We start from the raw sequence: 23,886 nt of genomic DNA, 5'->3' as shown, positions 1-23,886 counted from the left end.
GACCATCAACTATCAACCATTTAAACATCAAAATTCCACATAACAGGGTTTTCATCTAAACGATCGGTGACGCTTGTGCCGATCGCGTCAATTTCCTGCAACTCTTCCGGCGAGAGATAGACATCTGCGGCTTTAGCATTAGCAACGGCTTGTTCGGCGTTTCTCGCCCCAACGATCGCATTGGTTTGCGGTTGGGCAATTAACCAAGCGATCGCTAAATTAGCTAACGAGACTTGATGTTTTTCGGCAATTGGGCGCAGTCGATCTAAAGCTTGTTGCGCCCGCACGTAATTTTCTCCCTGAAACAACCGATTCTTGTTGCGATGATCGTCGGGATGAAATTTGTGTTCGGGTCCGAATTTTCCTGTCAGCAACCCTTGCGCTAAAGGAGAGTAAGCGAGAATAGAAATATTATTTTCTACACAATAGGGCGTGAGATCTTTTTCTGCCCAGCGCCAGAACAGAGAATAAGGTGGTTGAACGCTATCGATCCGCCCGTATTGGGCTGCTTCTGCTAGTTGGGTACGGGAAAAATTAGAAACGCCGATCGCCCGAATTTTACCCTGCTGTTTCAATGTATTTAAAGCACTCATCGTCTCTTCTATCGGTACGACTTCACTTTTATACGAACCAGAGGGCCAGTGAATTTGGTAGAGATCGATATAATCTGTATTGAGATTTTGCAGCGATCGCTCGCACGCTTCGATAACTTGGTCGTGTTTTAAATGATTGGAAAATACCTTCGTTGCATAAACCACGCGATCGCGCACGTCAGAGAGGGCTTGTGCAACGATTTGTTCTGAATGCCCTTTTCCGTAAACTTCCGCCGTATCTACAGTCGTAATCCCAGCCTCAAATGCTGCCCGGATCGCTTTAATAGTTTCGGCATCCTCTATTCCTACCCACATAGCCTTACCAGCTTGCCAGGTTCCCATAATCACGGGAGTAATTTTAATCTCCGATGTCCCAAGCGATCGCAATTCCATGCCATTCTCCCAAGTTATAAAGTTCAGGTATGAAGTTCTGTATAGATTTTAAAAGCCTGACACAGATCGTGCTTACACCTATACTTAGTTATCAGCCATCAGTTATCGGCGATCGATTATCAGTGACATCTTTTCAAGTACCACCCAACTACCAACTACCAACTACCAATTACCAATTACCACTCTTTCCCCAGTTGTGATAGGCTATTGCGCATTAATAGTGTCTAGAGGCTGAGAGGATAAAAAAATGAAGGTAGGACTGTTATTCGGTGGACGATCTGGGGAACATGAGGTGTCAATTAATTCGGCAAGGGCGATCGCTAAAGCCATCTCAACCGGAGAAAACCGAAATAAGTACGAGCTACTACCATTTTATATCCAGAAAGACGGGCGCTGGCTGGCAGGACAAGCATCTCACAAGGTTTTAGAGTCGGGGGTTCCTATACTCACAACGGCTGATTCTGTTGCTTCTCAGTCTCACTTAGGCGGATGGGAAGATGAGGAGATGAAAAATAGCAGCCAACTAGACAACTTCCACGATGCAAAAATGCTCGATTGCATCCCAGCTTCTTTACCCCAAGTTGCATCTGTCGATGTCTGGTTTCCAATCTTACATGGACCTAATGGAGAAGATGGGACGGTGCAAGGACTGCTGAAATTAATGCAAGTCCCCTTTGTTGGTTCTGGTGTTTTGGGTTCGGCGCTGGGAATGGATAAAATCGCGATGAAAATGGCATTTGCCCAAGCGGGATTACCGCAGGTGAAGTACGTCGCCGTCAATCGTTCTCAAATCTGGTCAAATCCGTGCGTATTCCCCAAACTTTGCGATCGCATTGAAGAAACTGTGGGTTATCCCTGTTTTGTCAAGCCTGCTAACTTAGGTTCTTCAGTTGGAATTAGTAAAGTGCGATCGCGATCGGAATTAGAAACTGCTCTCGACAACGCTGCTAGCTACGATCGCCGTATAATTGTCGAAGCTGGCGTGGTTGCAAGAGAGCTAGAATGTGCGGTTTTAGGTAATGATGAACCCAAAGCCTCAGTTGTGGGCGAAATTACTTACCAAAGCGATTTTTATGATTACGAAACCAAATACAGTGCAGGGATGGCAGATATTATAATTCCCGCCGCCATTCCAGAAGCTGTTGCCGCTCAAATTCAGCAAATGTCTCTCGAAGCTTTTGCAGCCGTCGATGCTGCGGGATTGGCTAGAGTAGACTTTTTCTATACCGAAAGCGGCGAAGTCTTCATCAATGAAATTAATACTATCCCTGGGTTTACTGCGACTAGTATGTATCCCATGATGTGGGAAAAAAGTGGTATTCCTTTTCCAGAATTAGTCGATCGATTAATTCAATTAGCTTTAGAAAGAAACAGTTAACGGTTATCAGTGTACAGACGTTACAGGTAAGGTCTGTACAAGTTATCTAGCCACCAGCCACTAGTTCCACTAGCTACTCATTTTTTCTAATGCAGCATCAAAATAGTTCGCAACATACTATTACTAAGCCTCTTGCTTCAGACGATGAAATTAAAAGAGTTAAAAAGCAAAACGAACGAAAAAAAGTAGCTAATTCTTATTTTTTTCGAGAACTGATTCAGCGCCATCCAAGGTTGGTTTTGCTTGGAGTTAGTGCTTTTTTATTATTCGCTATTTACTCTTCTGTCACGAGTATATTTCAGATTGGCGTTCTCAAAGAAGAAACTGGAACGACATCTGTAACTCCTGCAAATACTTCAAATCCTGCACCTGCATCATCTGATAATTCTTTGTCTTCGTGGTTGCTAGGTGCAGTTACTCTGGGGGCTGCTGTGGGTGGAGTTGCGATCGCCAAGCGTTTGTCTAAGTCATCGTCGGACTTGTCTCAATTTTTCTTACAATTTCACTCTTCTCCTCAGCAACAATTTTCGCCATTGCGAGAATCAATTCTCAGTCTTTCCTCTCTCAAACTTTCAGAACCGAAACCGACTTGGGCAGAATCTTCTATGGAGACAGAATCGGAGCTAAATATCCATTCAGAAACAGACGAATTTACTATTTTGATAGAAGAAGATTCATTAGACGATGGAAAAGAAAACTTTTTAGAGACGCTAGAACTAACACCAGAAGAGAAAAATCTGATCTTTGAAAATATTGTTTTTCATCAGAGATCGGAATTATCCTCAGTAGAAGATATCTCCCCTTCTGAAACTGAATCGAATTCAGTACCAGAAAATGATGTATACTCTCCTTGTAGTAGATCTTTAGCAGAAATGTTAGATCTGCGTCAGAAACTTTCTCTAGCAACACTGTTAGAAATTGACAGATAACAGCCTTAGTTCCTTATCTCCTCATGTCTGCCACACTAAAAGAATTCTTGGAAGCCTGCGAAAGCCTCTCCACGCTGCGGATCATTGTCACTAGCAGCGCGGGTGTTTTAGAAGTCCGCAGTAAGTTACAAAAGCTGTTTTATGCTGAATTACCCAAAGGAAAATATGCAAATATGCACGCCGAAGACTTTGAATTTCACTTGAATATGGATGAAATTCAGCAAGTTAAGTTCGAGACTGGGGAAGCGAAACGAGGTAATTTTACAACATATGCAATTCGATTATTAGACAAACAAAATCAGCCTGCTTTGAGTTTATTTCTACAATGGGGCAAACCAGGAGAATACGAACCTGGACAGGTAGAAACTTGGCATTCCTTACGAGAAAAGTACGGTGAAGCATGGGAACCCGTACCAGTTGAAAGTTTATAAGTGTTGAAAAACTTTCTCGTGAAAAAAATTTTGCTGCTATCCCTAACTCTAGTCTTATTCTTATTCTGGATAGGTGAAGCTAATGCCGGACAATTAAGCGATCGCATTGCAACCTTTCCTAAGTGGGATAATAAGCCTACGGTACAGGTTGCATCTGGCGATTTAGTCTATCCAGAGTGGATGGCAGGAACTTGGATGGTAAAAAGTACTTTAGTTGATTTGGTTGCTCCTTTAGCCCCAGAGATTACTACCCCTGGATTTGAAGGTAATCGGCGTTATTTGAACCAATCAGTCCAGTTTCAAGTCAAATTTATCAAACAAAACTTACTCGGACAGCCCTCAAAGTTAATTCCCCAGCCTGTGAAGGTAAAATCGGCTGTGGTAGCAGATCGAGCTTTTAATGGTCTGAGTCTAGCAAGAGCATATCTGGGCGATCGCACCGTGAAAGCAGTAAAAGTCGATCCAGACTCGCCCAACCGTCAGATTAGCTTATTACAAGGCGATCGCCAACTCATTTCGATTGTGACTGGTCGTACTACAGAAGTGACAGCAGAGAATGGATATGTTACTACAGAAATATTCGGGCAGCAATTTCGCGGTAATAGGGTGCGTCCCTATTTCAACCAAGTAGAATCGACAACCGCATATCACTACGTACCCAATTCTACTGTTAAAATTGTCGCCGACCAGTTTACGGCTGTTTATCTGTCTGCTCAAGATCCAGATTACTTTAAAGCGGGCGATCGCCCCGTTGCTCTCTATCGCTACCGCTTGGAATTTTCCCCACAAACCGATCTTTAAAAGCGGCTTCTCTTACGTCGTCTGGCGATCGCTTTGCGCTTGCGCTTTTCAATTGGAGTTTCAAAGTGGCGCAGCCGTCTTAAATCTGGGAAAATTCCAGCCTTCGAGACTTGACGCTTAAACCTACGTAATGCCGATTCTATATTTTCATTTTCACCCACAACCACTTGGGTCATAGTATTTCCTCCTAAACTTGCGTTGACGATCGGGCAATTGCACTTCCTCTGAAAAGAGTTTGTGCTAAATTGCCCGTTCAAACTGGTACACTCCTGACAGTGAGTGCAAGACTAACATTGAACTTCAAGCTATCCAGCTAAATTACAGTAGCAAGTTCTGTCGGAAATGCTAATGCATTCGATCGAAATTGGAAATTCTGCTCTAATTGTAACTGTCTACTTTCGTCTCAAAGGAATTTAGTAGCGATTGCGCGAGTAACCACCGCCGCCACCGCCGCGATTATTTCCCCAGCTACCACCACGGCTCTTTTCTTCGCGCGGTCTAGCCTTATTGACCTTAAGTTCTCTGCCCATCCACTCAGCACCGTCTAAAGCTTCTATCGCTGCTGCTTCCGCTGCTTCTGTTTCCATTTCTACAAAAGCGAAACCGCGCGGACGACCAGTTTCTCTATCGGTGGGTAGTTGCACCCGCTTTACGGTGCCATATTCGCTAAATACTTTGCTGAGTTCTTCTTCTGCGACTTGATAAGACAAATTTCCTACGTATACTGACATTGCGTCCCTCACTGTGTTGTCGAAGTACTTCCGGAGAGGCGCTTGTGAATAATTGAACAAACACTACCACCGAATCTACTTTTCTTTTAGTAGACTAACACAATATTGACTGGGAGCAATGTTGACTTCGAGCAAGTCTCAATTTGACTTAACAAACCTGTAACATTGCCGCTCGATCGCCACAACTTAACTTTTGTAGTATATTGTAGTATAAGTTTCCCAGTAGCACCGTGCTAAAGAGTTCGGCTCCCAAGCATTATGGCGAAATTTCAAGACTTATTCAAATATTATCGTCCCTGGCGGACGGTCGCCCTGTTTAGCATTGCCGCAGCCTGTTTTTTCGAGATTGTCGATTTAGTAGTTCCTTATGCAATCGGACAGATTTTAAACGTACTGTCTAACCACCCCTTAGATCGTCCCATCCAAGAAGCAATCGCTGCCATTTCTCAACTAACTCATTTGCCACGCGATCGCTTTCTATCTTTAATCGTACTGATGGGTTTGATTTTTGTCGTCACTGTTGGCAAAGGTCCAACGCAAATGTGGTTAAGTGGTTGGTTTCACTGGGATATAGCCTTGCGATCGCGTCAGTATCACACGCGAAAAGCGATCGCTAAAATTCTGACTCTGCCGTTAGAATTTTACGATGTAAATAACCCAGGTAGAATCTCCGGTCGAGTCGCTAGAGGGTTAAGCAATCATACTTGGACATATCCAGAGATAGCCGGACAGTTAATTCCTAAACTGTTTCGCGTTCTGGGAATTTTTGTAGTGATTTGGTTTATTGAGTGGCGTATTGCTGTTTTATTTCTAATTTCGTTTGTCGTTATTCTCGGTTTTAGTCTCAAAGATTTAACCCGGTTGATTAAACAAGAAGAACGACTCGATCGGTACATGGAAAATACCGAAAGTCGAACTTCAGAAATTATCACTAACATTAAAACAGTCAAAGCTTTTGCCACCGAGGGTTTAGAGCTAAAACGCCAGCATCAGCGCCTCAATCGCGAGTTAAAGGTCGTACTATTTCGCATCCATTTAGGTTATGTAAAACTAGGAACTTGGCAAAAAACTGTCATTCAATTATGCGTTTTTGGCGTATTGGGATTAACGCTCAGATCCACAATTCAAGGACAAATTTCGCTCGGACATTTTATCACGACTTTGACTGTTTCTAGTATGGCTTATGCAGAGTTAGAACCGATTAGCAACTTTGCCGAAATTTTTGCCCGTCGGTATGCTTCTATGATGCGACTGCATGAGTTTATGCAACACCCCATAGGTAAAGATGCTGGCAGTCTAGAGACTTCATCTGATGTAACTCAATATCGTTTTACCGATAAATTGGAGTTAGCTAGCGTTACTTTCGGCTACGATCCGCTACGTCCGGTATTGAAAGAGATTGACTTGTCGATCGAACCTTATCAAACAGTAGCATTAGTAGGGCGATCGGGTTCGGGCAAATCTACTTTGGTTAAACTACTGTATCGCTATTTTGAACCAAACGCAGGACGCATCTTGCTAGATGGACGAGATATTCGGCAATTAGATATTGCCGCTTACCGCAGACGATTGGCGATCGTGCATCAAGAGGTGGACGTATTCAATGGTAGTTTGATAGATAACCTAATTTATGGCAATCGTAGTGCTAGTTTTGAGGAAGTAGAACAAGCCTGTGCGATCGCCCGTTTAGATGAAGTTATCGCGCAGTTACCCGAAGGATATTTTACTGTAGTAGGTGAGAGGGGCGTGCGCTTATCTGGCGGACAGAGACAGCGATTAGGAATTGCTAGAGCATTGTTAGTAAACCCAGATATTCTAATTTTTGACGAGGCTACCTCTAGCCTGGATTACGAATCAGAGCGATCGATTCAGCTAGCCATGCGCTCGATTCTCGGTACTCGCACTACCATCATTATCGCCCACCGTCTCAGTACAGTGCGGGAAGCAGATAAAATTGTCGTCCTCGATCGCGGTAGGATTGCGGAAGTTGGCAGTCATACAGAGCTATTAAACCACGCCGGAATTTACCACCGTCTGCATTCTTTGCAAGAAACTGGAGAATTGCTCACATAAGCCTTGTCATCTCAGATAGCTCATGTTACTATAGTGAATCGGTGGATTCAATGGGTCGATGCCCGAGCGGTTAATGGGGGCGGACTGTAAATCCGTTGGCTATGCCTACGCTGGTTCAAATCCAGCTCGGCCCATATCCACAAAAAGAATAAATTTGCCCGTGTAGCTCAGTGGTAGAGCACACCCTTGGTAAGGGTGAGGTCATGAGTTCAATCCTCATCACGGGCTTTAGATGAAACCCTCTAATGGAGAGGGTTTTTGCGTTTTTAGGAGATTGTAGTAGCCCTGACAGATCGGTACTATCATCACTACACCGACTACGTAGAATTTTTGTTTGGCACTGGTTGCCGCACAGGTGAAGCTATGGGGCTACGCTGGAAGCATGGATCGGATGATTGTCAACAGTTCTAAATGATTTGTAAAGTAGGCTTCTAGCTGCCGCAGGCTAGAAGCCTGCTCCATCATGAATTAAATAGGATTGCTATAGACGAGCGGAACTTTAGAAATCGAGCCTGGGTGACTGTTTTAACTCACTTAGGGATCGATGAGGTTTGGCGATACTCGAAGGAACCCATTTTCTTCAACTGCTCCTTCACGCGGCGGCAACCTTCGATCGCTAACTCCAGCAGTTCTGCTAGCTCCTCTTTGGCAACTTCTCCACTAGGATGAATGAATTTGACCAAACCAGCAACAGTTTTACGGACGGCTTTGACATCGCGGGCATTTAAATGCGAACCCAAGGAAAAGTAGCGATCGACAATTCTGTAAAGTTGTGGCGGCGCAGTTCTCGTAATGCTTCAGCCAAGTAATCTACCACAAACCCATAGCGATCGGTAAAGAACTCAATCCGCATCTTGGGTACTTCCCAACCAGGGATATAAAAATGAATGCGATCGAGAAAAGCGATGTCATTGCAAATTACATCTGGCATCGGTGCAAATAAATGTGAAGAGCGTACCATGACTTCAACAGGCTGATTTGTGCTACCTCTAAATTCCAGGGACTTTGCGATAAATCGAGGCAACATCGCAGCGAAAATCAATACTAGCGAAGTAGACTTCATCTGCTTGTCTATAAGTTTGAGAACCCCAAATTCCTGAGTCTACAAGGTGGAAACACTCAACGCTCATTTGAGATTGATTAATTAACACGTATTCTTGTAAAGATGGCGATGTCTGATAGTCGGCAAATTTTTCTCCTCTGTCAAATGCTTCTGTTGAGGGGGATAATACTTCAACTACTAAGTAGCTAGGTGTAATTAAACGTAAGATAGAAAGGAGAGCAATTTTATCGTTTCCCTTGAGCCAATGCCAGCACCATTAAGAATGACCCTGAGCGAGGAATCAGACCGCACACTCCAGGAATTACGAGTTGCTATCAGTGTGCCGCAACACATCAAAGATCGGGCTCACATGGTGCGGCTGAATGCACAAGGCTGGAACGTGCCTACCATTGCCAAGATCTTTGAATGCCAGGAACAAACGGTGCGACTGACACTGCGACGGTGGGAGCAAGGGGGATTAGGCGGATTATGGGATGCGCCTGGACGCGGCGCGAAACCGAAGTGGAGCGAGGAGGACATGAAGTTTCTGGAACAGTGCCTGGAGCAGGAGCAACGCACCTACAATAGTGCCCAACTCGCAGCGAAACTGGAGCAAGAGCGAGCTGTGGAACTGAGTCCAGATCGAATTCGGCGGATTCTGCAAACAAGGGGTTCCGATGGAAGCGCATCCGCCACTCGCAACAGCACCAGCAAGACCCGCAACAGCAATACCTCAAACAGGCAGACCTCGACACCCTAGAGTTGGCAGCTAATGAGGGACACATCGAGCTGAAGTACTTGGATGAAGCAGGGTTTTGTTTGGAAAGCCCCGTCAGCTATAGCTACAGTCGCGTCAATCAGCAAAAACGTTTAGAACAAGTGCCTACTCGCGGCAATCGCATCAGCATTCTGGGACTGTGGCAACCGCAGCAGCACTTTGAGTATGCCCTCGCCCAGGGCGGATTCGATGGCGAAAGTTACATCAAAGTTATCGACTGGATTGCCGAAAAAGCGGCGCTCACACTTGAACAAACCGGACGCTCGACCGTGGTGGTACAGGATAACAGCTCAATTCACAAACGCCAGCTCGTGCGGCAACAATGGCAACGCTGGCAAGAGCAAGGTTTATTCCTGTTCTTTTTACCGCCCTACAGTGCCCAGATGAACCGGATTGAAGACCAATGGCATCAACTCAAAGCCCATGAAATTGCGGGACAGATGCTTGAAGATGAGTATGATTTAGCAATGGCAGTTATCAAAGGAATGGAAACGCGAAGTGAAACAGGTGGCTACTCACTTGAGCGTTTTAAGTTTAATTCCACCTAGCTACTTAGAGTGGGAAAAAGGATAAAATCTTCTGTAGAATTGAGATCGCGCTCATCACAAGTTATTGCTACATCTAGGTAGTAATAGCAGTCTGCCTGTTCAAGCCTGACTTTGATATCTGAGGTGAGAACAATACAAGGAGAATCATTTAGGTGATTGTTAAATAGCGTCACTAAGTTCCCAGCAATGATGATATGAGGTTTTTTTGCCCTCACCATTGCATAAACTTGTCCTCGTCTATACTCATGTTTGATCGGACTTACCCTTTCACCTGCTAAATAATCTTCTGGAGATATGTAAAAGTTTTTGTTAATAGTCATTAGATGAGGTTTTCTCCATAAGACCACTCGTATTTGTTAGCAGTCAATTCTAACCAATATTTTTTGGCTTCGTTCCAGGGTACTAATTCCCATAGGGGAGCAATGTTAAGGACTACGCCATCGTTCAGGTCGGGTTCTAGGTTAAGATTAGCAACGCGACGCAGTTTGTCTTGAAAATCCTGTAGTTCTGAAATTAAAGATTCTTGACGGTCTATTTGTTTTTCTAGCTGTTTGACCATCCCTGCTGTACCTGCGGCTGTTTTTTGGCTGCGGAGTTGTTGTAAGTTGCTTTCTTCCAAGCGCAGTTTGGGTTCTACGTAGTTAACTAGGGCTTTGAAAAGGAGATCTTTATCTAAGCGGTGATAGTAAATCCAAATAGCGTAGTTTTTCTTTGCGGATTGGAGTAGCCAGTAGATGGGTGCTTTGCGGCGACTCTTGGAGTAGCGTTTGATGTGGTCACTCCAGAAGCCGCCGTTACCAGGTTTGCGGAAGTAGTCGCGTAATTCTTTGACTTCTAAGATTTCGCAGGCTTCTTTTTCAATGGCTTCCGATTTGTCGCCCCAGATGACTTCTAAAACATCCCGCACGCGGCGGATAATATCATCAGGGTGGTCTGGGTCGTCTACTAGGATGCCGTTCCAATCAATTTGAATTGGGTAGTTAGGTGGAGTTTCACGCAATGGTAAGCCATTTTGATCTGTCAGCATCCCAGGCGAACAAGCTGGAAGCGGTGCGAAGGGATCTGGAAGTTCGGGTGCTTGTTTTTCGCCTGTAGCAAATTAGCCCTAATAAAGATGTGAGTATATCGTTTTCTGCAAATATTGCTGGTCCTTTGTCTGCAAATATGCAACCTGTGGGATACACTCTAATATTTAACCCTCTTTGAGTTCGTCTTGGATATGTCAAACCTGGACGAAAATAAAAATCAGTGTTTTGCGGTCGTGAAACTAACTTTCCTGTTTGAGGATTTTTAAAGGTTTTAATTTCATCTCCATCTTTTTCCCAATTAATAATTAAATGTATATCAGCATAATAAGAAGAATATCCCCCCCCTTTAGCAAATGGAACCCACGAATTTTTTCATCACGAGTGACGAGTGGTAATTTTAAATTTAATGCTGTTGCAGCTATAATCCTGTCTGGCATATCAGAAACTATGTCTCGTGGAAGCTGACGGATAGCTTGAGCGATCGCCAGCGATAAAGGAACAACAGCAAAACCAATATTTGGATCGGACAGTGCTTCGATTAGCTGATTAAGTGCGGCTTCCGGCAACCTAATTTTTTCTACTAAATAAGCAATCTCTACCACAGAGATAGATGATATATAAATGCAATCGCCTGCTGCAATTGCTGCGTCAAGAGAGGCGATCGCAATTGCCGATAACTTGCTTGAATCTCGTAAATACCAAATAATAGTATGCATGTCAGCAACAACTATAGAAATCCTTGAGATTTCAACTTGTCACTAACAGCTTTGTGAACTAGACCCCGATACTCTATCATTTTGTAAGCGCAGAAGCGGTTGAGATGGGTAAACGCCTTTCAAGGATGCCCCTTCTCCCGCTAGAATTTGCACGCACTTGTCAGCCGCGCCGTTTTGAATGGCTGTGAGGGTGTCTCTGTATTCTTCCAGTCGCTCGACAACCGACAGCCTGTAGAGAATCTGTAAGACTTGGGGACACTCAGGCGGGACTCGATGAAGCAGGAATCATGCGACTTATAATCGTGCTCTGTTCAACTTGAACAGAGCACACCGCATTACCACAATCAAATCTTTTTTCAATCCCCTCTTATACATCCTCCACGCAAATTTGAAAATAGAAGGATTAGTGTAAACGATCTGCCTTCATAGAACATTTGTAAAGATCTGGGCGACTTCATAGTAGTCCAGTGCCGAATTTCCAGTCAGCGGATATGCTTTATTCTCATGTCCTGGTTCAGTCATTACCTTCACGGCGACAGCTGCAATATCCCGCACGTCGATGAAACTCGTCCTACCTTTACCTGCTGGGACAAAAATCTCGTTGTTGTCTCTAATATCCTGACAATGCGTTGTACTCAAGTTTTGCATGAAGAAACTTGCCCGCAGAAAGGTATACGCTAGACCGAGAGATTTAATGTATGCTTCGATCTTGGCGTGGGGGACGATCGCCATCCGTTTTGCTCCCAGCAGAGATAAAAAGACAACGCGCTCGATACCTGCTGCTTGAGCTATTGTAAGCACGGGATAAATGTATTTCTTTACCTGCGAAATCGCCGGAGGTCTAACTAAGAAAAATGTATTAATCCCCCGAAAAGCAGGCTCAAAAGTCTGGGGTTGCTCAAAATCGAATTCAATAGACTCTATATTAAGAAGGTAAATTAGAGCGTGAAGTGGAATGACTTCGCACGGCAGCTTTGACAGGATATCCCCGTTCGCGAAGCTCGCGCAGGACTTCAAAACCAACATTGCCTGTAGCGCCTGTCACCAGAATTTTGTTGCTCATCCTTGCATTCTCTCAACTGTTTGAAGAAACGGTAAATGAGAACCATTAATTTCTCAACTTGGAATGAATTGCTTGGCAACCATCGGCAGTCAATTTCTGCTCAACTGTTATTGGGATAGAGAGTTGATTTACCAATATCGGACAAATTAATTTACTAATTCACAACTTAATTAAATCTTACCCGCCAATTCCCCTCACAACCTGGACTTACTACCAAGCTCTAGTGCTGTTGAGTAGTTTTTAGGTAATTGCTCGTCAAAATTCTGTGGAAGTAAAGTATTCATCTTGAGGAGTAGCTTGGGCTTGGGGCGTTTGGGGTAGAGTAGACATCGACGGCACAAATCTCTAAGTACTTAAGCAGCCAATTTAACTAATCTTAAGTCCTTTTGTTTAGTACGAACCTACTATAAGGTGGGTAATATTTGTTAAGTCATAAGTTAAATGGTTAACGCACGAATCTGGAAGTTTTGTCGATCTTTTCTGACATTTCTTGGGCGATTGCTAGTTACGCACTGGCGTTCTCCGCTGCTGCTATTGGTTGGGGTTTATTTACCCTTACAGGTTTTTGGAGAACTGGCGGAGGAGGTTTGGGAGAACGAGGGCGGCTTCCCTTGGGATGTACCTATCTTATTAGCAATTCATAGCGTGGCTAATCCTCAACTAGACTTCCTAGCAGTGACACTAACTAAGTTAGGCGTGTTTTGGGGTGTGTTTCCGATTGCTACCGTTACCGCGCTGATGCTATTTGTCCGCCGAAGGTGGCGATAACTTCGTTAAGCTTCGCTAACGCTAACTTATCTGATAACTACCCTAGTAGGCAGTATTATCATTAACCGGACGGCGAAAGTGTTATTGCATCGAGTGCGTCCTCACTTATGGGAGTCACCCGCACGCCTAGTTTGACTATGGATTTCCCAGTGGTCATACGATTGTCTTGCATGACGTTAGTGGCAGTTTTAGTAATTTTGACTTGGGATAGCCGATGGCGCTGGTGGGTTTTGGCTGTGGGGACGCTTTTCGTCTTAGTTATCGGTTGGACGCGGTTATACTTGGGCGTACATTATCAAGCGCGACATCTTGGCAGGCTGGATGGCTTCGATCGCCTGGGCGGTTGGAGTCAGTTGGATCGTTAAACCTTGGCGGCGCGGCAAGGCGAGAAACTAACCGTTGAAATTTATTCACTGCTTGCAGGGTATTCTCCCTATTCATCGTCAGATTTGAAGGCAATCTGTCTTGATAGCTCCTCCTTTTAGTTCAACAACAGGCTTCAGTTCTACTGACACCGGATTCCCTTCGTAAAGCTGGATATCTTGACCTTGATGCTCGATCGCTAAGTGCGTTCCCTGTCGAAGCAAATACGTTACCGATTGGCGATCGATTTCAACCTCCAACCGCTGCCCTCGAATAGTTAAGGGAAACTGCAACCGTTTGATAGTTTTAGGCAATCTCGGATCGAAAGATATGCGACTATTGTAATCTCGCAGACCGCCAAATCCATAAACCAGCACCATCCAGGTTCCTCCCATAGCAGCAATATGACAGCCATCTTTCACATTCCCAGCCACATCGCCCAAGTCCATTAGCACTGCATACCTAGCATATGCGTTCGCCTTTTCCATGTAACCAATTTCTGCTGCCACAATGCTCTGAATACACACAGAAAGGGAGGAGTCTCCCGTCGTCAAAGAATCGTAATAGTCAAAGTTACGCCGCTTCTGTAGGAGTGAAAACTCATGCCCTAATAAAAACATTGCTAGCACGATATCCGCCTGCTTAATTACCTGATGCCGATAAATTACTAGGGGATGAAAGTGTAGTAGCAGTGGATATTTACTTGCAGGTGTATTCTCAAAATCCCAAACTTCCTCATTTAGAAAGCCATCGTGCTGGAGGTGAATTTCTAATTGTTCGTCAAAGGGTAGATAAATATTATCCGCCGCCTTCTTCCAGTCTTCCAGCTCAGAAAGTTCCAAATTGGTTTTATGAACTAGAACAGTGAACCAGTCTGGGTTTTGCTCGCGCAGCGTCTCAACGGTTTTGGCGGCGTACCACAAGTTCTCTCGCGCCATCAAATTGGTATAGGTATTGTTATTGACTACAGTGTTGTACTCATCAGGTCCTGTGACACCATGAATGCAGAACTGACCGCCCATTTGCTGAGAAAAAAACCCTAAACTATAGCACATCCGAGCTGTTTCGACCAAGATCTCTACTCCTTCTTTGAAGAGAAATTCCTCATCCCCCGTCGCTTCAACATACTTCTTCAAGGCATATACGATGTCTGCATCAATGTGATATTGCGCAGTTCCAGCCGCGTAGTAGGCAGATGCTTCTTCACCATTAATCGTTCTCCAAGGAAAGAGCGCTCCATTTTGGTTGACTTCCCATGCTCGCTGTCGCGCCTGCTCCAGGATACTGTACCGAAACAGTAGCAAATTCTTGGCAATACGGGGGGCTGTGTAAGTCAAGAAAGGCATGACATAGATTTCCATCTCCCAGAAGTAATGCCCTTCATAGGCTTGGCTTGTAAGTCCTTTAGATGCGACACCTGCTCCTTGAGAACAAGCTGATGCTTGAAGGATGTGAAACAGATTAAAGCGCAGCACTTGTTGCATCAACTCTGGGGTTACATCGGGGTGAGTCGGATCGCCGTCAATTTTGAGATCGCTACGATCCCAAAAATCATCCAGATACTGTCTTTGGCTTGCTAGCAGATCGTCAAAACCATGACTTATAGAGCGATCGAGCGTTCGTTCGGCTCGATCGCACAACTCTTGGGTAGGACAACGGCGGGAGGTGTGATAAGTCATGTACTTGATCAGTCGAATCGGGACACCTGGTTGAGCATCCACACAAAAGACTACCTTGCCATCATCTTCTGAACAATCGCCGTTATAGAAGTAAGGACATTCGGTTTCAAACGAATGCTCAACACCGCACGCCAGGGTCATTTGGCTGTTTCTGGTGATGTGGCTCAATAAAATGCGACGCTCCTTGATGTAGTGCTGCTGGGGCAACAGGACGCGCTCTTTGAAATCCTTAGCGAGGCGAGGATCTCCTTCACTGGCACTAGTGGTGGGTTCATAGTGCATTTCTGAGGAGATGACGACGGGAGCCTTAGCATCCAGAAGAGTCACTTCATAGGAAATAGCTGCTAGATGCCGATGCACAAATGAAACCAGCCGACGCGATCGGATAGAAACTTGCTTGCCAGATGGTGTTTCCCATACGATTTCCCGATCGAGAGTGCCGCATTGCATATTGAGGGAGCGCTCAAAACTGACTAGATGAGCTGTAGGGAGGTAGAACGGTTCATCGTCAACGTACAGCTTAATAACTTTGCTGTCGGTGACATTTACGATAGTTTGCCCCGTCTTAGCGTAGCCATAAGCTGACTCACCATAGACAATGGGCCAGGATTCATAGAAGCCATTAATAAATGTGCCATTTTGCCAGACAGGAGCGCCTTCCTCAAAAGCCCCTCGCATTCCCAAATAGCCGTTGGCTGTAGTAAACAATGTTTCCATCTGTGCTAGGAAATGGGGATAGAACTGCTTTTCGACCCATCGCCAAGGATCGGGGGGATAAACGTATCTAGGTGGATTTATAGGTTCGCGCTGTAGCATTATTTCTCCTTGTTCAACTTTGCTCGACCCCGATTAGGCACTGGAATCAAGCAGCTCGCTTAAATCTTGGACAACAATATCAGCCCCATTTTCCCAGAGTGCATTGGCATTTCCTTGGCGCTCGACCCCAACCACTAGTCCAAATCCACCAGCATGACCTGCCTGAACGCCAGAAATGGCATCTTCGCATACAACTGCTCGTTTTGGTTCAACCCCAAGTTGTTTTGCTGCCAGGAGAAAGGCATCTGGCGCAGGTTTTCCGGCTAAGTGCAATCGATCTGATACATTTCCATCAACGAGAACGTCGAACAGCCGCTCTATTCCAGCAGCCTGAAGCACAGCTTGGCAATGGTGGCTCGATGAAACAACAGCTGTTTTGAATCCTTGCTGGCGCAGATGATGGATCAATGCAACTGAACCTTCGTATACTTCAACTCCTCGATCGTGAAGTACCTCGTCGAAAAAACTATCCTTAAGATTTCCCAGGGCGCAAACTGTATCATAGCCTGGAGAATCAGATGGATTTCCATCAGGCAAATGAATTCCTCTCGACTCTAAAAAACTTTGAGTGCCAACATAGCGCATCTTCCCATCAACATATTGTTTGTAGTCATTTTCAAGATCGAAGGGTACAAACGGTTCATGCGTCTTTTCAGCCTGTTGCTGGAGAAATCGATCGAACGTCCGTTTCCAACAATCAGCATGAATCTTTGCGGTAGCGGTGAGTACTCCATCTAGATCGAATAGAACAGCATCAATTTCACTTGAAGTGATGGATAAGTTGGACTGGCCGATCGATTCATTCCCTTGCTGCCAAACTACCATGAATCTATCTCATGAAGTGAAACTTGACCCAAAAATTGCCTTTCATCCCCCAAAATGATGAGCGGGCAAGCCAGAGGTACTGGTTGGTAGGCTAAACAAGTCGCCAGAGTAGAAGCTGTTTTGAATTTCTGCCTCACTCAAACCCACTGATGCTGTCGTAATGTAAAGCGTCGTCAGATCTCGATCCCCGAAAGTGCAGGAAGTTGGACGCACAACAGGCATTTTCACTCGCATCATCTCTTTACCATCGGGGTCAAACCGAATAATGCACCAGCCGTTCCACATCGCCGACCAAATACACCCTTCGCGATCGATAGTTAATCCATCAGGTTCAAAGGTTTCAGCCGTTAAATCAATGAATACTCGACGGTTGGCGAGACTGCCACTTTCAAGATCGAAATCATAGGCGTAGATGGTTTTGAGGAACGAATCAGTAAAGTAAAAAGTACTCCAATCGGGACTCCATCCCAGTCCATTCGGAATCGTTAGTCCTGTCTCTAGTACCTGCAAAGAACCATTTGAATCGTAACGATAGAGGCAACCTGTGGGTTTGTTATTGCCCTTTAAGCCGAACCAAAAACGCCCTGCTGCGTCGCATTTGCCATCATTGAAGCGGGTATCGGGTGGGGTATCTTCAATCGTGAGAATTGGCGCGATCGCACCGCTTCGAGTATCTAAAAACGCGAGGCGACGGCGCTGAGCCATAATCAGTCGATGAGTTCCTGCGGGGGCAATACAGCCTACGACTTCACCCACATCAAAAAATTGATGGGCATTAGTAGCCGGATTGAACTGATGTACTCGATGGTTGTATATATCAACCCAGTACAGTAATTGCTCCTCTTCGATCCAGCACGGTGCTTCTGCAAGACGCGCCCTGATGGTAAGGATGTTTTTTGGCAAGTGTGGTGTAACGTTCATTGATTTCTTGTCTGACTCAGCTTGTCTTCTTCTTGAGCAACATCACCTTGAACGAGTAGCGATTTCACACCACATTCAGAGACTTGTCCGCAAGCCTTTTGCATTGCTATTTCTTCTGTTTCTTCAGCACCTTCAGGACTCTTGCAGTAGTTGATTGCAACGTTGCAACCTTCAGTAGCTAGTCGAATTGCGAAGCGCGAAGCGTGAGCGTAGTTATCGCTTGTCCGATGCCGGAACTCGCTCCGGGGATCAGCGCATTTTTAAGTGCTAATTCCTTCATTGCAATTCCTCCAAAATACTTTTTACGCTAACTGCTATAGCCTTGCGCGATCGCCAGCTACGTCCCGAATGTGGAATTTATCTAACATTATGTAGCGATTGAGATGTTCTTTTTAATTTGTAACTAGAGGTGAAGTTTGATTCCAACTACCAGAGAAAACAAACTCTTCTAAAGGCTTGCGCTTTCGCGGGGCGTTCTCTCGTTGCTGCAACTTTTGGGATAGAGTTTGGGGATCTCCGAAATATCCAAGGGCAATCGCAGCAACTGGTTCGTAATCTTCAGGAATGCTATAGATCTCTTTGGCTTTGGGGACATCAAATCCAGCCATTTGGTGAATCAATAACCCTAGTGCGGCTGCCTGGATTGCTAAAGTGGTAGATGCTGCGCCAACATCATGAAAAGCGTGACGGTTTTCCACGCCATTGTATTCAAAGTTGAGTTTTGCTACTGAGAGCATCAGGATAGGAGCGTTCCTTGCCCATTCTTGATTTCCCTCTGCTAGGCAACTGAGCAAACGCTCAAATTCAACTTGATTTTCTGAAGTTGCAACAATAAAACTCCAAGGCTGCTCGTTGTAAGAAGAAGCCGCCCAGCCTGCTGCTTCTAAGACACTGTGTAACTTTTCTGGTTCAACTAGACGATCTGAAAAAGCCAGAGGACTCCAGCGTTGCCGCAGCAGATCGTGAATCGGATATCGAGTCTGGGCTGCTTTGTCCATCAGAATTTCACTGGGATTGGGCATAGTAGCGTGCGGACTATGGTTAGTAGAAAATTTCTTTTTGTTCTGATGAACTAACGATAAGTGTTACTACATCACCAATCTTCTAACTAAGGACAGAGATTCTAATAGCTATTTAAAAAATAATCAGTTATTCAAATGTCAAGCTTATTTTATATTAATTAATAAATTTTTTAGTCATAATATCGTGCATGAAACTTGCTTTCCTAAAGCAAGTTATTTGTACTGAACATTTGATTTTTAGCCGTAAGTTTAAATATTTGTTTTCTATTTTCTTAGTCGTTTATTTACTAATTCAATGTTTTACTGTTTTCAGATGATGTTCGCATATACCCCAGTTATCCATGTAGAAACAGTTAATAACAAAAGGCGATCGCAGTGCTTTTAGTTGCAGAAATACTCTCAAAATTACAATCGCCGAATACGTAGGCGAGAACTTTTCCAGTTGCGCGATCGCATTTCATGCCACAATGATTGCAGATTCTCCTTTTTACTGACATAACTCGACATTTCATCCAGCTCAAATTCTATAACACCTCTACAACATCTCCAGTTCTGGAATTTCCATTGCGATTGGGCGAACGATAAGTACTACTGTGACAAATCGCACGAAAATCCTGAAGCAAAATTTAGCTGTCAATTAAGTAAAATCTGTCAAATTAGGGATTCTGAAAGCAATTATTGCTGATAACTAGTTAAATTAACTGGATGCTTGGCGAACAAAAGCTTAGCACGTTATTTCTTAACTTAACTTTATCTAGCAGCGACTATGAACGCTATTTCTTACTGTCGGCTTTGTTGTGTGGTGAGTCTAGCTACAGTCACCGTTTTAGCAAGTGGGGCTAAAGCTGGGTCAGAAACAATTACTCCAACTCGTTTCACCCAGGTGCCGACTCCAGGCACAACAGCAACTAGAGCAGCAGGACTGTCTGACCAGCTAGCATCTACGTCTGTTACATCTACTTCTTCTGAGGTGGCTCAAGCCACTCAACCTCCTCCCAGTACCCCAGATTCGACTACACCAGATCCAACTGCACCAACTGAGGCAGTTAGCTTTACTGATGTAGATCCTAACTATTGGGCGTATCCATTTATTCAAGCCCTAACCTCAGCTAATGCGATCGCTGGCTTTCCTGATGGCACTTTTAGACCAGAACAGCCCGTGAGCCGAGCTGAGTTCGCTGCAATGATTCAAAAAGCTGTTAATCCTAATCCAGTGCGGCAGTTAAGTCCAGGTGGATTTGCAGATGTTCCTACTGACTACTGGGCAGCTACGGCGATCGCAACAGCCTATGAAGGCAGATTCATGGATGGTTATCCTGATAATACGTTTCAACCAGATCGGGAAATTCCCAAAGCTCAGGCAATAACTGCTTTAGCGAATGGTCTGAAGTTGACTCCTAGTGAAAGCGCAACGAACATTGTTAACACCTACTACACAGATGCTACGCAGATTCCAACCTACGCCCTTGCTCCGATCGCAGCAGCAACACAAGCCAATGTCGTTGTCAACTATCCAGATGTGAAAACGCTGAATCCACAAGCACCTCTAACCCGTGCAGAAGCGGCAGCACATTTGTATCAAGCCTTAGTCCGGCTGGGAAAAACACAACCACTGCCTGTGAATGTGGCAGCTGCTAATTATATTGTGGGTGGACCTGGTGCTGTCAGCCAAACCCCTCCAACTCCAACTACTCCTGAAGAAACCGCTCCAACTGAAACTACTGCCCCAACTCCCGATGTTCAGCCAGGTCGAGCCACCCGTGGGGTTTCCAGCTACTTAGGAGTTGCTGCTAACTTTGGTCTGACTGGTGATTCGGCTTTGGGCGACGGCACTAACGTTGCGGTATTTAGCAAAATTGGATTGTTAAATTACTTATCAGTACGACCAACAGTGGTGATTATAGACGATCCAGCGATTCTGATTCCCATCACCTACGACTTTAACCTGCAAAGAGCAGAAGCCTTAGACGAAACGTTCTCGATAGTCCCTTACGCGGGAGCTGGCATCGGCATTAAAACTGGCGAAGACTCTAGCGTTGGCTTTCTACTAACTGGTGGTTTAGATGTTCCTCTAGGTAGTCAATTCACCGCAAATGCTGCTGTGAATGCGCTTTTTGGCGATGACACAGATGTGGGAATATCGGTAGGAATTGGTTACAACTTCGGCGGATTTTAGGGACAAATTAATAAATTGACTCGTGCTAAAATTCAGACTTGCCAGCAACGTTGCTGCTTCTAGTTATTGGCGCTTAGTTATTCGCCCATAGAACAGCGCTTTTTCACTTCATCTGCCATGAATGAAACTGCCCTCGACCGATTTTGGGAACTACTGGGATGGGTGCTTGCTCTGAAGTTTGAAGCGTTTGAGCAAATTAACACTTTGCCTCATGGCTCAACAGTAGCACTAATTGTTGTTCTGGCTGCTAGTTTATCCCAAGTTACTGCTCAAAGCATTATTCTATTTATCAACCGTGTCAAACCAGTGCGCTTCATTTTCAGTTTGCTAACTGGAGCAGTTGTATTTGCGTTTGGTTACGTTTTCCTGGTTTTGAGTACCTGGCTGATTGGCTTCGCTCCATTTACAGTCGAAGCTCCTTTTGGTGTTGTGGCACGCACTTTAGGATTTAGCTACGCACCGCTGCTCTTTAGCCTTTTTGGGGCGATGCCTTACTTTGGAGAACCGCTCCTATCACTTTTGTCGCTGTGGCACTTGCTGGCAATGGTGGTAGGCATTGCAGCTGCAAGCAATACGGGTGTATGGCAGGCATTTGGGACTGTAGCCTTGGGATGGGTGACGCTTTGGGTCATGCAGCGAACTATTGGACAGCCGATTGCCTCTTTCGGTCGCTGGGTGATTTCCCAGGTGGCAGGTGTAGAGCTAGTCACTAAACGTCAACAGCTTTTGGCAATTTTGCACAGAAGATTACGCTCTTTGTCTGCGACTAATTTAACAGCACTGAGCGCACCAGAAACAGGAAATTCAGTCACCTCCCCTGGGATGGATGAGGAAATAATCGGGCAGGTTGAACAGCCAATCGCCCATGTGAAGGAGCGATCGCTCCTTTCCGCTTCGATTTCCCAAAGTAGTAATGCAGCGATTGCTCCCCAGACCAACACAACAGCCACAAATCGCCATTTGAGGCTAAGTACGATAGCTCAGCAATTACCTGCCATACTAACTATGACTGGTGTAACTTTTGCGGCGATCGTCCTGCTTTCACCAATTCACTACTGGTGGTTCGCCTGGTATGGAAGTTTGGGCGCTATATTTAAACTGGTCTTCGATTTGGTATGGATCGGCATTATCGCCCTTGTAGCTGCTGCACTCCTAGCTCCCCTGGAAGCCCTCAGTTGGTGGGCGGGTTGGTATGGCGATCGCATAGACACTACGCCCGATCTCAAGGGGAAATCGCAACCAACCCCACAACAAAAAGTCACACGCTATGTAATTTATCTCGATGGCATTGGTCAGTCCACATTTGAGTATTTGCCAGATATTCAAGAGTTTCTGGACTCTTTAGCACCCGTCTTACCAAAGGACGTGGTGCTAATCAAAGGAATCATGCCCTACTCAGTCCGTAATAACCCACTGACAGGAAATCGTCCTTTGGCATTCTTTTGGCGCATGGCTGACCGATTTCGACTAAAAAATCCTGCCAGCTTGTTTGGTTACTTAGTCAACATTCGCAACGTTTTGGTCGTTGCGGTTTCTGCTGACAAACGCTACGGACCCATTTACAACCTGGGAATTGCTAGGGTAATATATCAAGCCCTAATCCGACACGGCTACCAACCTAATAGCGGTTTACCGATTACTCTAATTGGTTTTAGTGGTGGCGGACAAATGGCAGCAGCAGTAGCCCCGTTTTTGCGGCAGGCGTTGATTGCGCCAATCGAAGTCATTTCCTTGGGAGGAGTTATTAGTGGCAATATCAATGTCCTGAGACTCGAACATCTTTATCATCTGGTTGGGGACAAAGATATGGTTGAGCGTATGTGCGTGATGTTCCCTGGACGTTGGGCTATCTTCTTCCTGTCTTACTGGAATCGTGCGAAGCGATTGGGCAAAGTGAACCGGATTTCTCTTGGTCCAGTCGGGCATCAACTACCAGGAGGATTAATGGACCCAAAACAGTCTCTACCCGATGGTCGCAGTTACTTGCAACAAACTATCGATTGGGTAATAGGAATCTTAAAAGGTACTGCTGATGATGGAGATCGGGCAACTCCTCGGCAGTTGAGTAATTACGAACGGTATCGGCAAGCAGCCTTCAATCGACCTGAATCTTATCCCATCCATCAATCGGTATCACAAGAATACTACCGACCGATCGCGCCTTGGATGGGACGATTGATTCTGCCCGCCAAAGACCAGCGGCAAGCTATGAAAGGAGTGTTGCTTGAAGTACATCATGCACCTGGCGATTTCCAACATCTTGTTGGACAAGTCGTAATCTTGCGCCTTGATGACGAGTCACAGGAGGTACGCTCATACGTCCAAGCAGTAACTAAAGACGTGCATTTCAGCGCTCAAGCAGAGTACAGCAGTCAACAGGGAAACGTTCATCCGACTCGAATTAATCGCTGGCGACTTGTCAATCCTTTGGAATCGCTAGCAGGTTCGCATCCCCACGATGATGTAATAGTGATGCTACAAGAACCTGTTGTCGTGCAGTTACAAGGCAACAATCCCGACACTACACCACACATTTTGTACATCTCTCACGATCCCGTGCAAGTTACGGGGCGATACTACGGATTAGTGAAATTCCTACAACCGATTCAGCCAGAAAGTGACTTGTTTAAAGTGGTTCACTTCAATCGGGTTTCAAAGCAATTTAATGGGGCAGAAGAAATTGTGAAAATGCCTTCTGTAATAGCCAATCGCAATAATACTTATCCATCAACTAGTCAATACATCGGACAGAATCAGGCGGCGATAGTGCCGTAGGAACGTAGACTTTGGTAGTTGGGATGAGATTTAATCA

At 45.1% G+C, this 23,886-nt stretch carries 19 protein-coding genes, 2 tRNA genes and 7 pseudogenes; 13 read left to right on the top strand and 15 right to left on the bottom strand.

All coding sequences use genetic code 11. The features are described from left to right. Window positions 1–20 precede the first annotated feature (20 nt). Window positions 21–986: an aldo/keto reductase gene (locus C7Y66_RS18245; protein ID WP_106546678.1), complete on the bottom strand. Its 966-nt coding sequence runs from the start codon at window positions 984–986 to the stop codon at window positions 21–23. Between the two features lie 29 nt (window positions 987–1,015). On the opposite strand from C7Y66_RS18245, the gene C7Y66_RS32530 reads away from it, so the two are divergent. The 5 genes from C7Y66_RS32530 to C7Y66_RS18225 all read left to right on the top strand — a co-directional run bounded on the left by C7Y66_RS32530 (window position 1,016) and on the right by C7Y66_RS18225 (window position 4,525). Next, complete coding sequence (locus tag C7Y66_RS32530) at window positions 1,016–1,186, top strand: hypothetical protein (RefSeq protein WP_181245305.1); 171 nt, start codon at window positions 1,016–1,018, stop codon at window positions 1,184–1,186. A 47-nt stretch (window positions 1,187–1,233) separates the two neighbouring features. Next, on the top strand, window positions 1,234–2,364 hold the full coding sequence (locus tag C7Y66_RS18240) for a D-alanine--D-alanine ligase family protein (protein WP_106546677.1): 1,131 nt from the start codon (window positions 1,234–1,236) through the stop codon (window positions 2,362–2,364). Between the two features lie 89 nt (window positions 2,365–2,453). After that, window positions 2,454–3,293: a hypothetical protein gene (locus C7Y66_RS18235; RefSeq protein ID WP_106546676.1), complete on the top strand. Its 840-nt coding sequence runs from the start codon at window positions 2,454–2,456 to the stop codon at window positions 3,291–3,293. Between the two features lie 23 nt (window positions 3,294–3,316). After that, window positions 3,317–3,724: a ChuX/HutX family heme-like substrate-binding protein gene (locus tag C7Y66_RS18230; RefSeq protein WP_015155550.1), complete on the top strand. Its 408-nt coding sequence runs from the start codon at window positions 3,317–3,319 to the stop codon at window positions 3,722–3,724. An 18-nt stretch (window positions 3,725–3,742) separates the two neighbouring features. Further along, complete coding sequence (locus C7Y66_RS18225; RefSeq protein WP_233222737.1) at window positions 3,743–4,525, top strand: DUF6816 family protein; 783 nt, start codon at window positions 3,743–3,745, stop codon at window positions 4,523–4,525. Here the strand turns inward: C7Y66_RS18225 and rpsU are convergent. Beyond that, a complete protein-coding gene (gene rpsU, locus C7Y66_RS18220) occupies window positions 4,522–4,701 on the bottom strand; it encodes a 30S ribosomal protein S21 (protein ID WP_015155552.1) in 180 nt (59 codons plus the stop codon). The genes C7Y66_RS18225 and rpsU overlap by 4 nt on opposite strands. A gap of 237 nt (window positions 4,702–4,938) precedes the next feature. Then, entirely contained in the window at window positions 4,939–5,256 is a 318-nt protein-coding gene (locus C7Y66_RS18215; RefSeq protein ID WP_015155553.1) for an RNA-binding protein, read from the bottom strand. A gap of 258 nt (window positions 5,257–5,514) precedes the next feature. Here C7Y66_RS18215 and C7Y66_RS18210 point away from each other — a divergent pair, with 258 nt between their 5' ends. The 4 genes and pseudogenes from C7Y66_RS18210 to C7Y66_RS33455 all read left to right on the top strand — a co-directional run. After that, the gene (locus tag C7Y66_RS18210; RefSeq protein ID WP_106546674.1) at window positions 5,515–7,329 is read left to right on the top strand and encodes an ABC transporter ATP-binding protein; all 1,815 of its coding nucleotides are present in this window, start codon (window positions 5,515–5,517) and stop codon (window positions 7,327–7,329) included. Window positions 7,330–7,381: 52 nt separating this feature from the next. Beyond that, window positions 7,382–7,463, top strand: a tRNA-Tyr gene (locus C7Y66_RS18205). 22 nt (window positions 7,464–7,485) lie between these two features. Further along, window positions 7,486–7,557 (top strand) — tRNA-Thr (locus C7Y66_RS18200). 63 nt (window positions 7,558–7,620) lie between these two features. Beyond that, a pseudogene (locus C7Y66_RS33455) lies at window positions 7,621–7,728 on the top strand (site-specific integrase); the annotation flags it as partial. Between the two features lie 131 nt (window positions 7,729–7,859). Here C7Y66_RS33455 and C7Y66_RS32525 read toward each other — a convergent pair. Together C7Y66_RS32525 and C7Y66_RS18190 are read right to left on the bottom strand one after the other, a co-directional pair. Next, a pseudogene (locus tag C7Y66_RS32525) lies at window positions 7,860–8,290 on the bottom strand (BREX system Lon protease-like protein BrxL). Between the two features lie 28 nt (window positions 8,291–8,318). Continuing rightward, window positions 8,319–8,573, bottom strand: a pseudogene (locus tag C7Y66_RS18190) (Uma2 family endonuclease); the annotation flags it as partial. A gap of 63 nt (window positions 8,574–8,636) precedes the next feature. On the opposite strand from C7Y66_RS18190, the pseudogene C7Y66_RS18185 reads away from it, so the two are divergent. Further along, window positions 8,637–9,697, top strand: a pseudogene (locus C7Y66_RS18185) (IS630 family transposase). A 5-nt stretch (window positions 9,698–9,702) separates the two neighbouring features. On the opposite strand, the pseudogene C7Y66_RS18180 reads toward C7Y66_RS18185, so the two are convergent. The 5 genes and pseudogenes from C7Y66_RS18180 to C7Y66_RS33040 form a co-directional block, all read right to left on the bottom strand. Beyond that, window positions 9,703–10,017: pseudogene (locus tag C7Y66_RS18180) on the bottom strand (Uma2 family endonuclease); the annotation flags it as partial. Continuing rightward, complete coding sequence (locus C7Y66_RS18175; protein ID WP_106546671.1) at window positions 10,017–10,724, bottom strand: hypothetical protein; 708 nt, start codon at window positions 10,722–10,724, stop codon at window positions 10,017–10,019. The pseudogene C7Y66_RS18180 and the gene C7Y66_RS18175, both read right to left, overlap by 1 nt. Window positions 10,725–11,030: 306 nt before the next feature. Next, the gene (locus tag C7Y66_RS18170; protein WP_233222736.1) at window positions 11,031–11,441 is read right to left on the bottom strand and encodes a type II toxin-antitoxin system VapC family toxin; all 411 of its coding nucleotides are present in this window, start codon (window positions 11,439–11,441) and stop codon (window positions 11,031–11,033) included. Window positions 11,442–11,864: 423 nt separating this feature from the next. Continuing rightward, a complete protein-coding gene (locus C7Y66_RS18165; RefSeq protein ID WP_255410011.1) occupies window positions 11,865–12,356 on the bottom strand; it encodes an NmrA family NAD(P)-binding protein in 492 nt (163 codons plus the stop codon). Window positions 12,357–12,366: 10 nt separating this feature from the next. After that, window positions 12,367–12,504 carry an NmrA family NAD(P)-binding protein gene (locus C7Y66_RS33040; RefSeq protein ID WP_255410010.1) on the bottom strand — a complete coding sequence of 46 codons (138 nt, stop codon included), beginning with the start codon at window positions 12,502–12,504 and terminating at the stop codon, window positions 12,367–12,369. Between the two features lie 441 nt (window positions 12,505–12,945). Between C7Y66_RS33040 and C7Y66_RS33450 the strand changes: the two are divergent. After that, a pseudogene (locus C7Y66_RS33450) lies at window positions 12,946–13,668 on the top strand (phosphatase PAP2 family protein). A gap of 47 nt (window positions 13,669–13,715) precedes the next feature. On the opposite strand, the gene C7Y66_RS18155 reads toward C7Y66_RS33450, so the two are convergent. The 5 genes and pseudogenes from C7Y66_RS18155 to C7Y66_RS18135 all read right to left on the bottom strand — a co-directional run bounded on the left by C7Y66_RS18155 (window position 13,716) and on the right by C7Y66_RS18135 (window position 18,874). Then, window positions 13,716–16,130: a glycoside hydrolase family 65 protein gene (locus C7Y66_RS18155; RefSeq protein WP_106546669.1), complete on the bottom strand. Its 2,415-nt coding sequence runs from the start codon at window positions 16,128–16,130 to the stop codon at window positions 13,716–13,718. Between the two features lie 33 nt (window positions 16,131–16,163). Beyond that, window positions 16,164–16,955 carry an HAD family phosphatase gene (locus C7Y66_RS18150; protein WP_199197501.1) on the bottom strand — a complete coding sequence of 264 codons (792 nt, stop codon included), beginning with the start codon at window positions 16,953–16,955 and terminating at the stop codon, window positions 16,164–16,166. A 42-nt stretch (window positions 16,956–16,997) separates the two neighbouring features. Next, window positions 16,998–17,876 carry an SMP-30/gluconolactonase/LRE family protein gene (locus C7Y66_RS18145; protein WP_106546668.1) on the bottom strand — a complete coding sequence of 293 codons (879 nt, stop codon included), beginning with the start codon at window positions 17,874–17,876 and terminating at the stop codon, window positions 16,998–17,000. Window positions 17,877–17,899: 23 nt separating this feature from the next. Then, a pseudogene (locus tag C7Y66_RS33445) lies at window positions 17,900–18,156 on the bottom strand (sugar dehydrogenase); the annotation flags it as partial. Window positions 18,157–18,268: 112 nt separating this feature from the next. Next, window positions 18,269–18,874: a nitroreductase family protein gene (locus tag C7Y66_RS18135; RefSeq protein WP_106546683.1), complete on the bottom strand. Its 606-nt coding sequence runs from the start codon at window positions 18,872–18,874 to the stop codon at window positions 18,269–18,271. A 790-nt stretch (window positions 18,875–19,664) separates the two neighbouring features. Here C7Y66_RS18135 and C7Y66_RS18130 point away from each other — a divergent pair. After that, window positions 19,665–21,074 carry an S-layer homology domain-containing protein gene (locus C7Y66_RS18130; RefSeq protein ID WP_106546667.1) on the top strand — a complete coding sequence of 470 codons (1,410 nt, stop codon included), beginning with the start codon at window positions 19,665–19,667 and terminating at the stop codon, window positions 21,072–21,074. Window positions 21,075–21,191: 117 nt separating this feature from the next. Continuing rightward, window positions 21,192–23,849 (top strand): hypothetical protein, encoded by a 2,658-nt coding sequence (locus C7Y66_RS18125; RefSeq protein ID WP_199197499.1) that lies wholly within the window; start codon window positions 21,192–21,194, stop codon window positions 23,847–23,849. Window positions 23,850–23,886: the final 37 nt, after the last annotated feature.

Origin of the sequence: Chroococcidiopsis sp. CCALA 051 (assembly GCF_003015105.1) — a bacterium.
Classification (GTDB): domain Bacteria; phylum Cyanobacteriota; class Cyanobacteriia; order Cyanobacteriales; family Chroococcidiopsidaceae; genus Chroococcidiopsis; species Chroococcidiopsis thermalis.
Note: the sequence above shows the minus strand (reverse complement) of the source record. Positions and strands in the feature narration are given on the sequence as shown.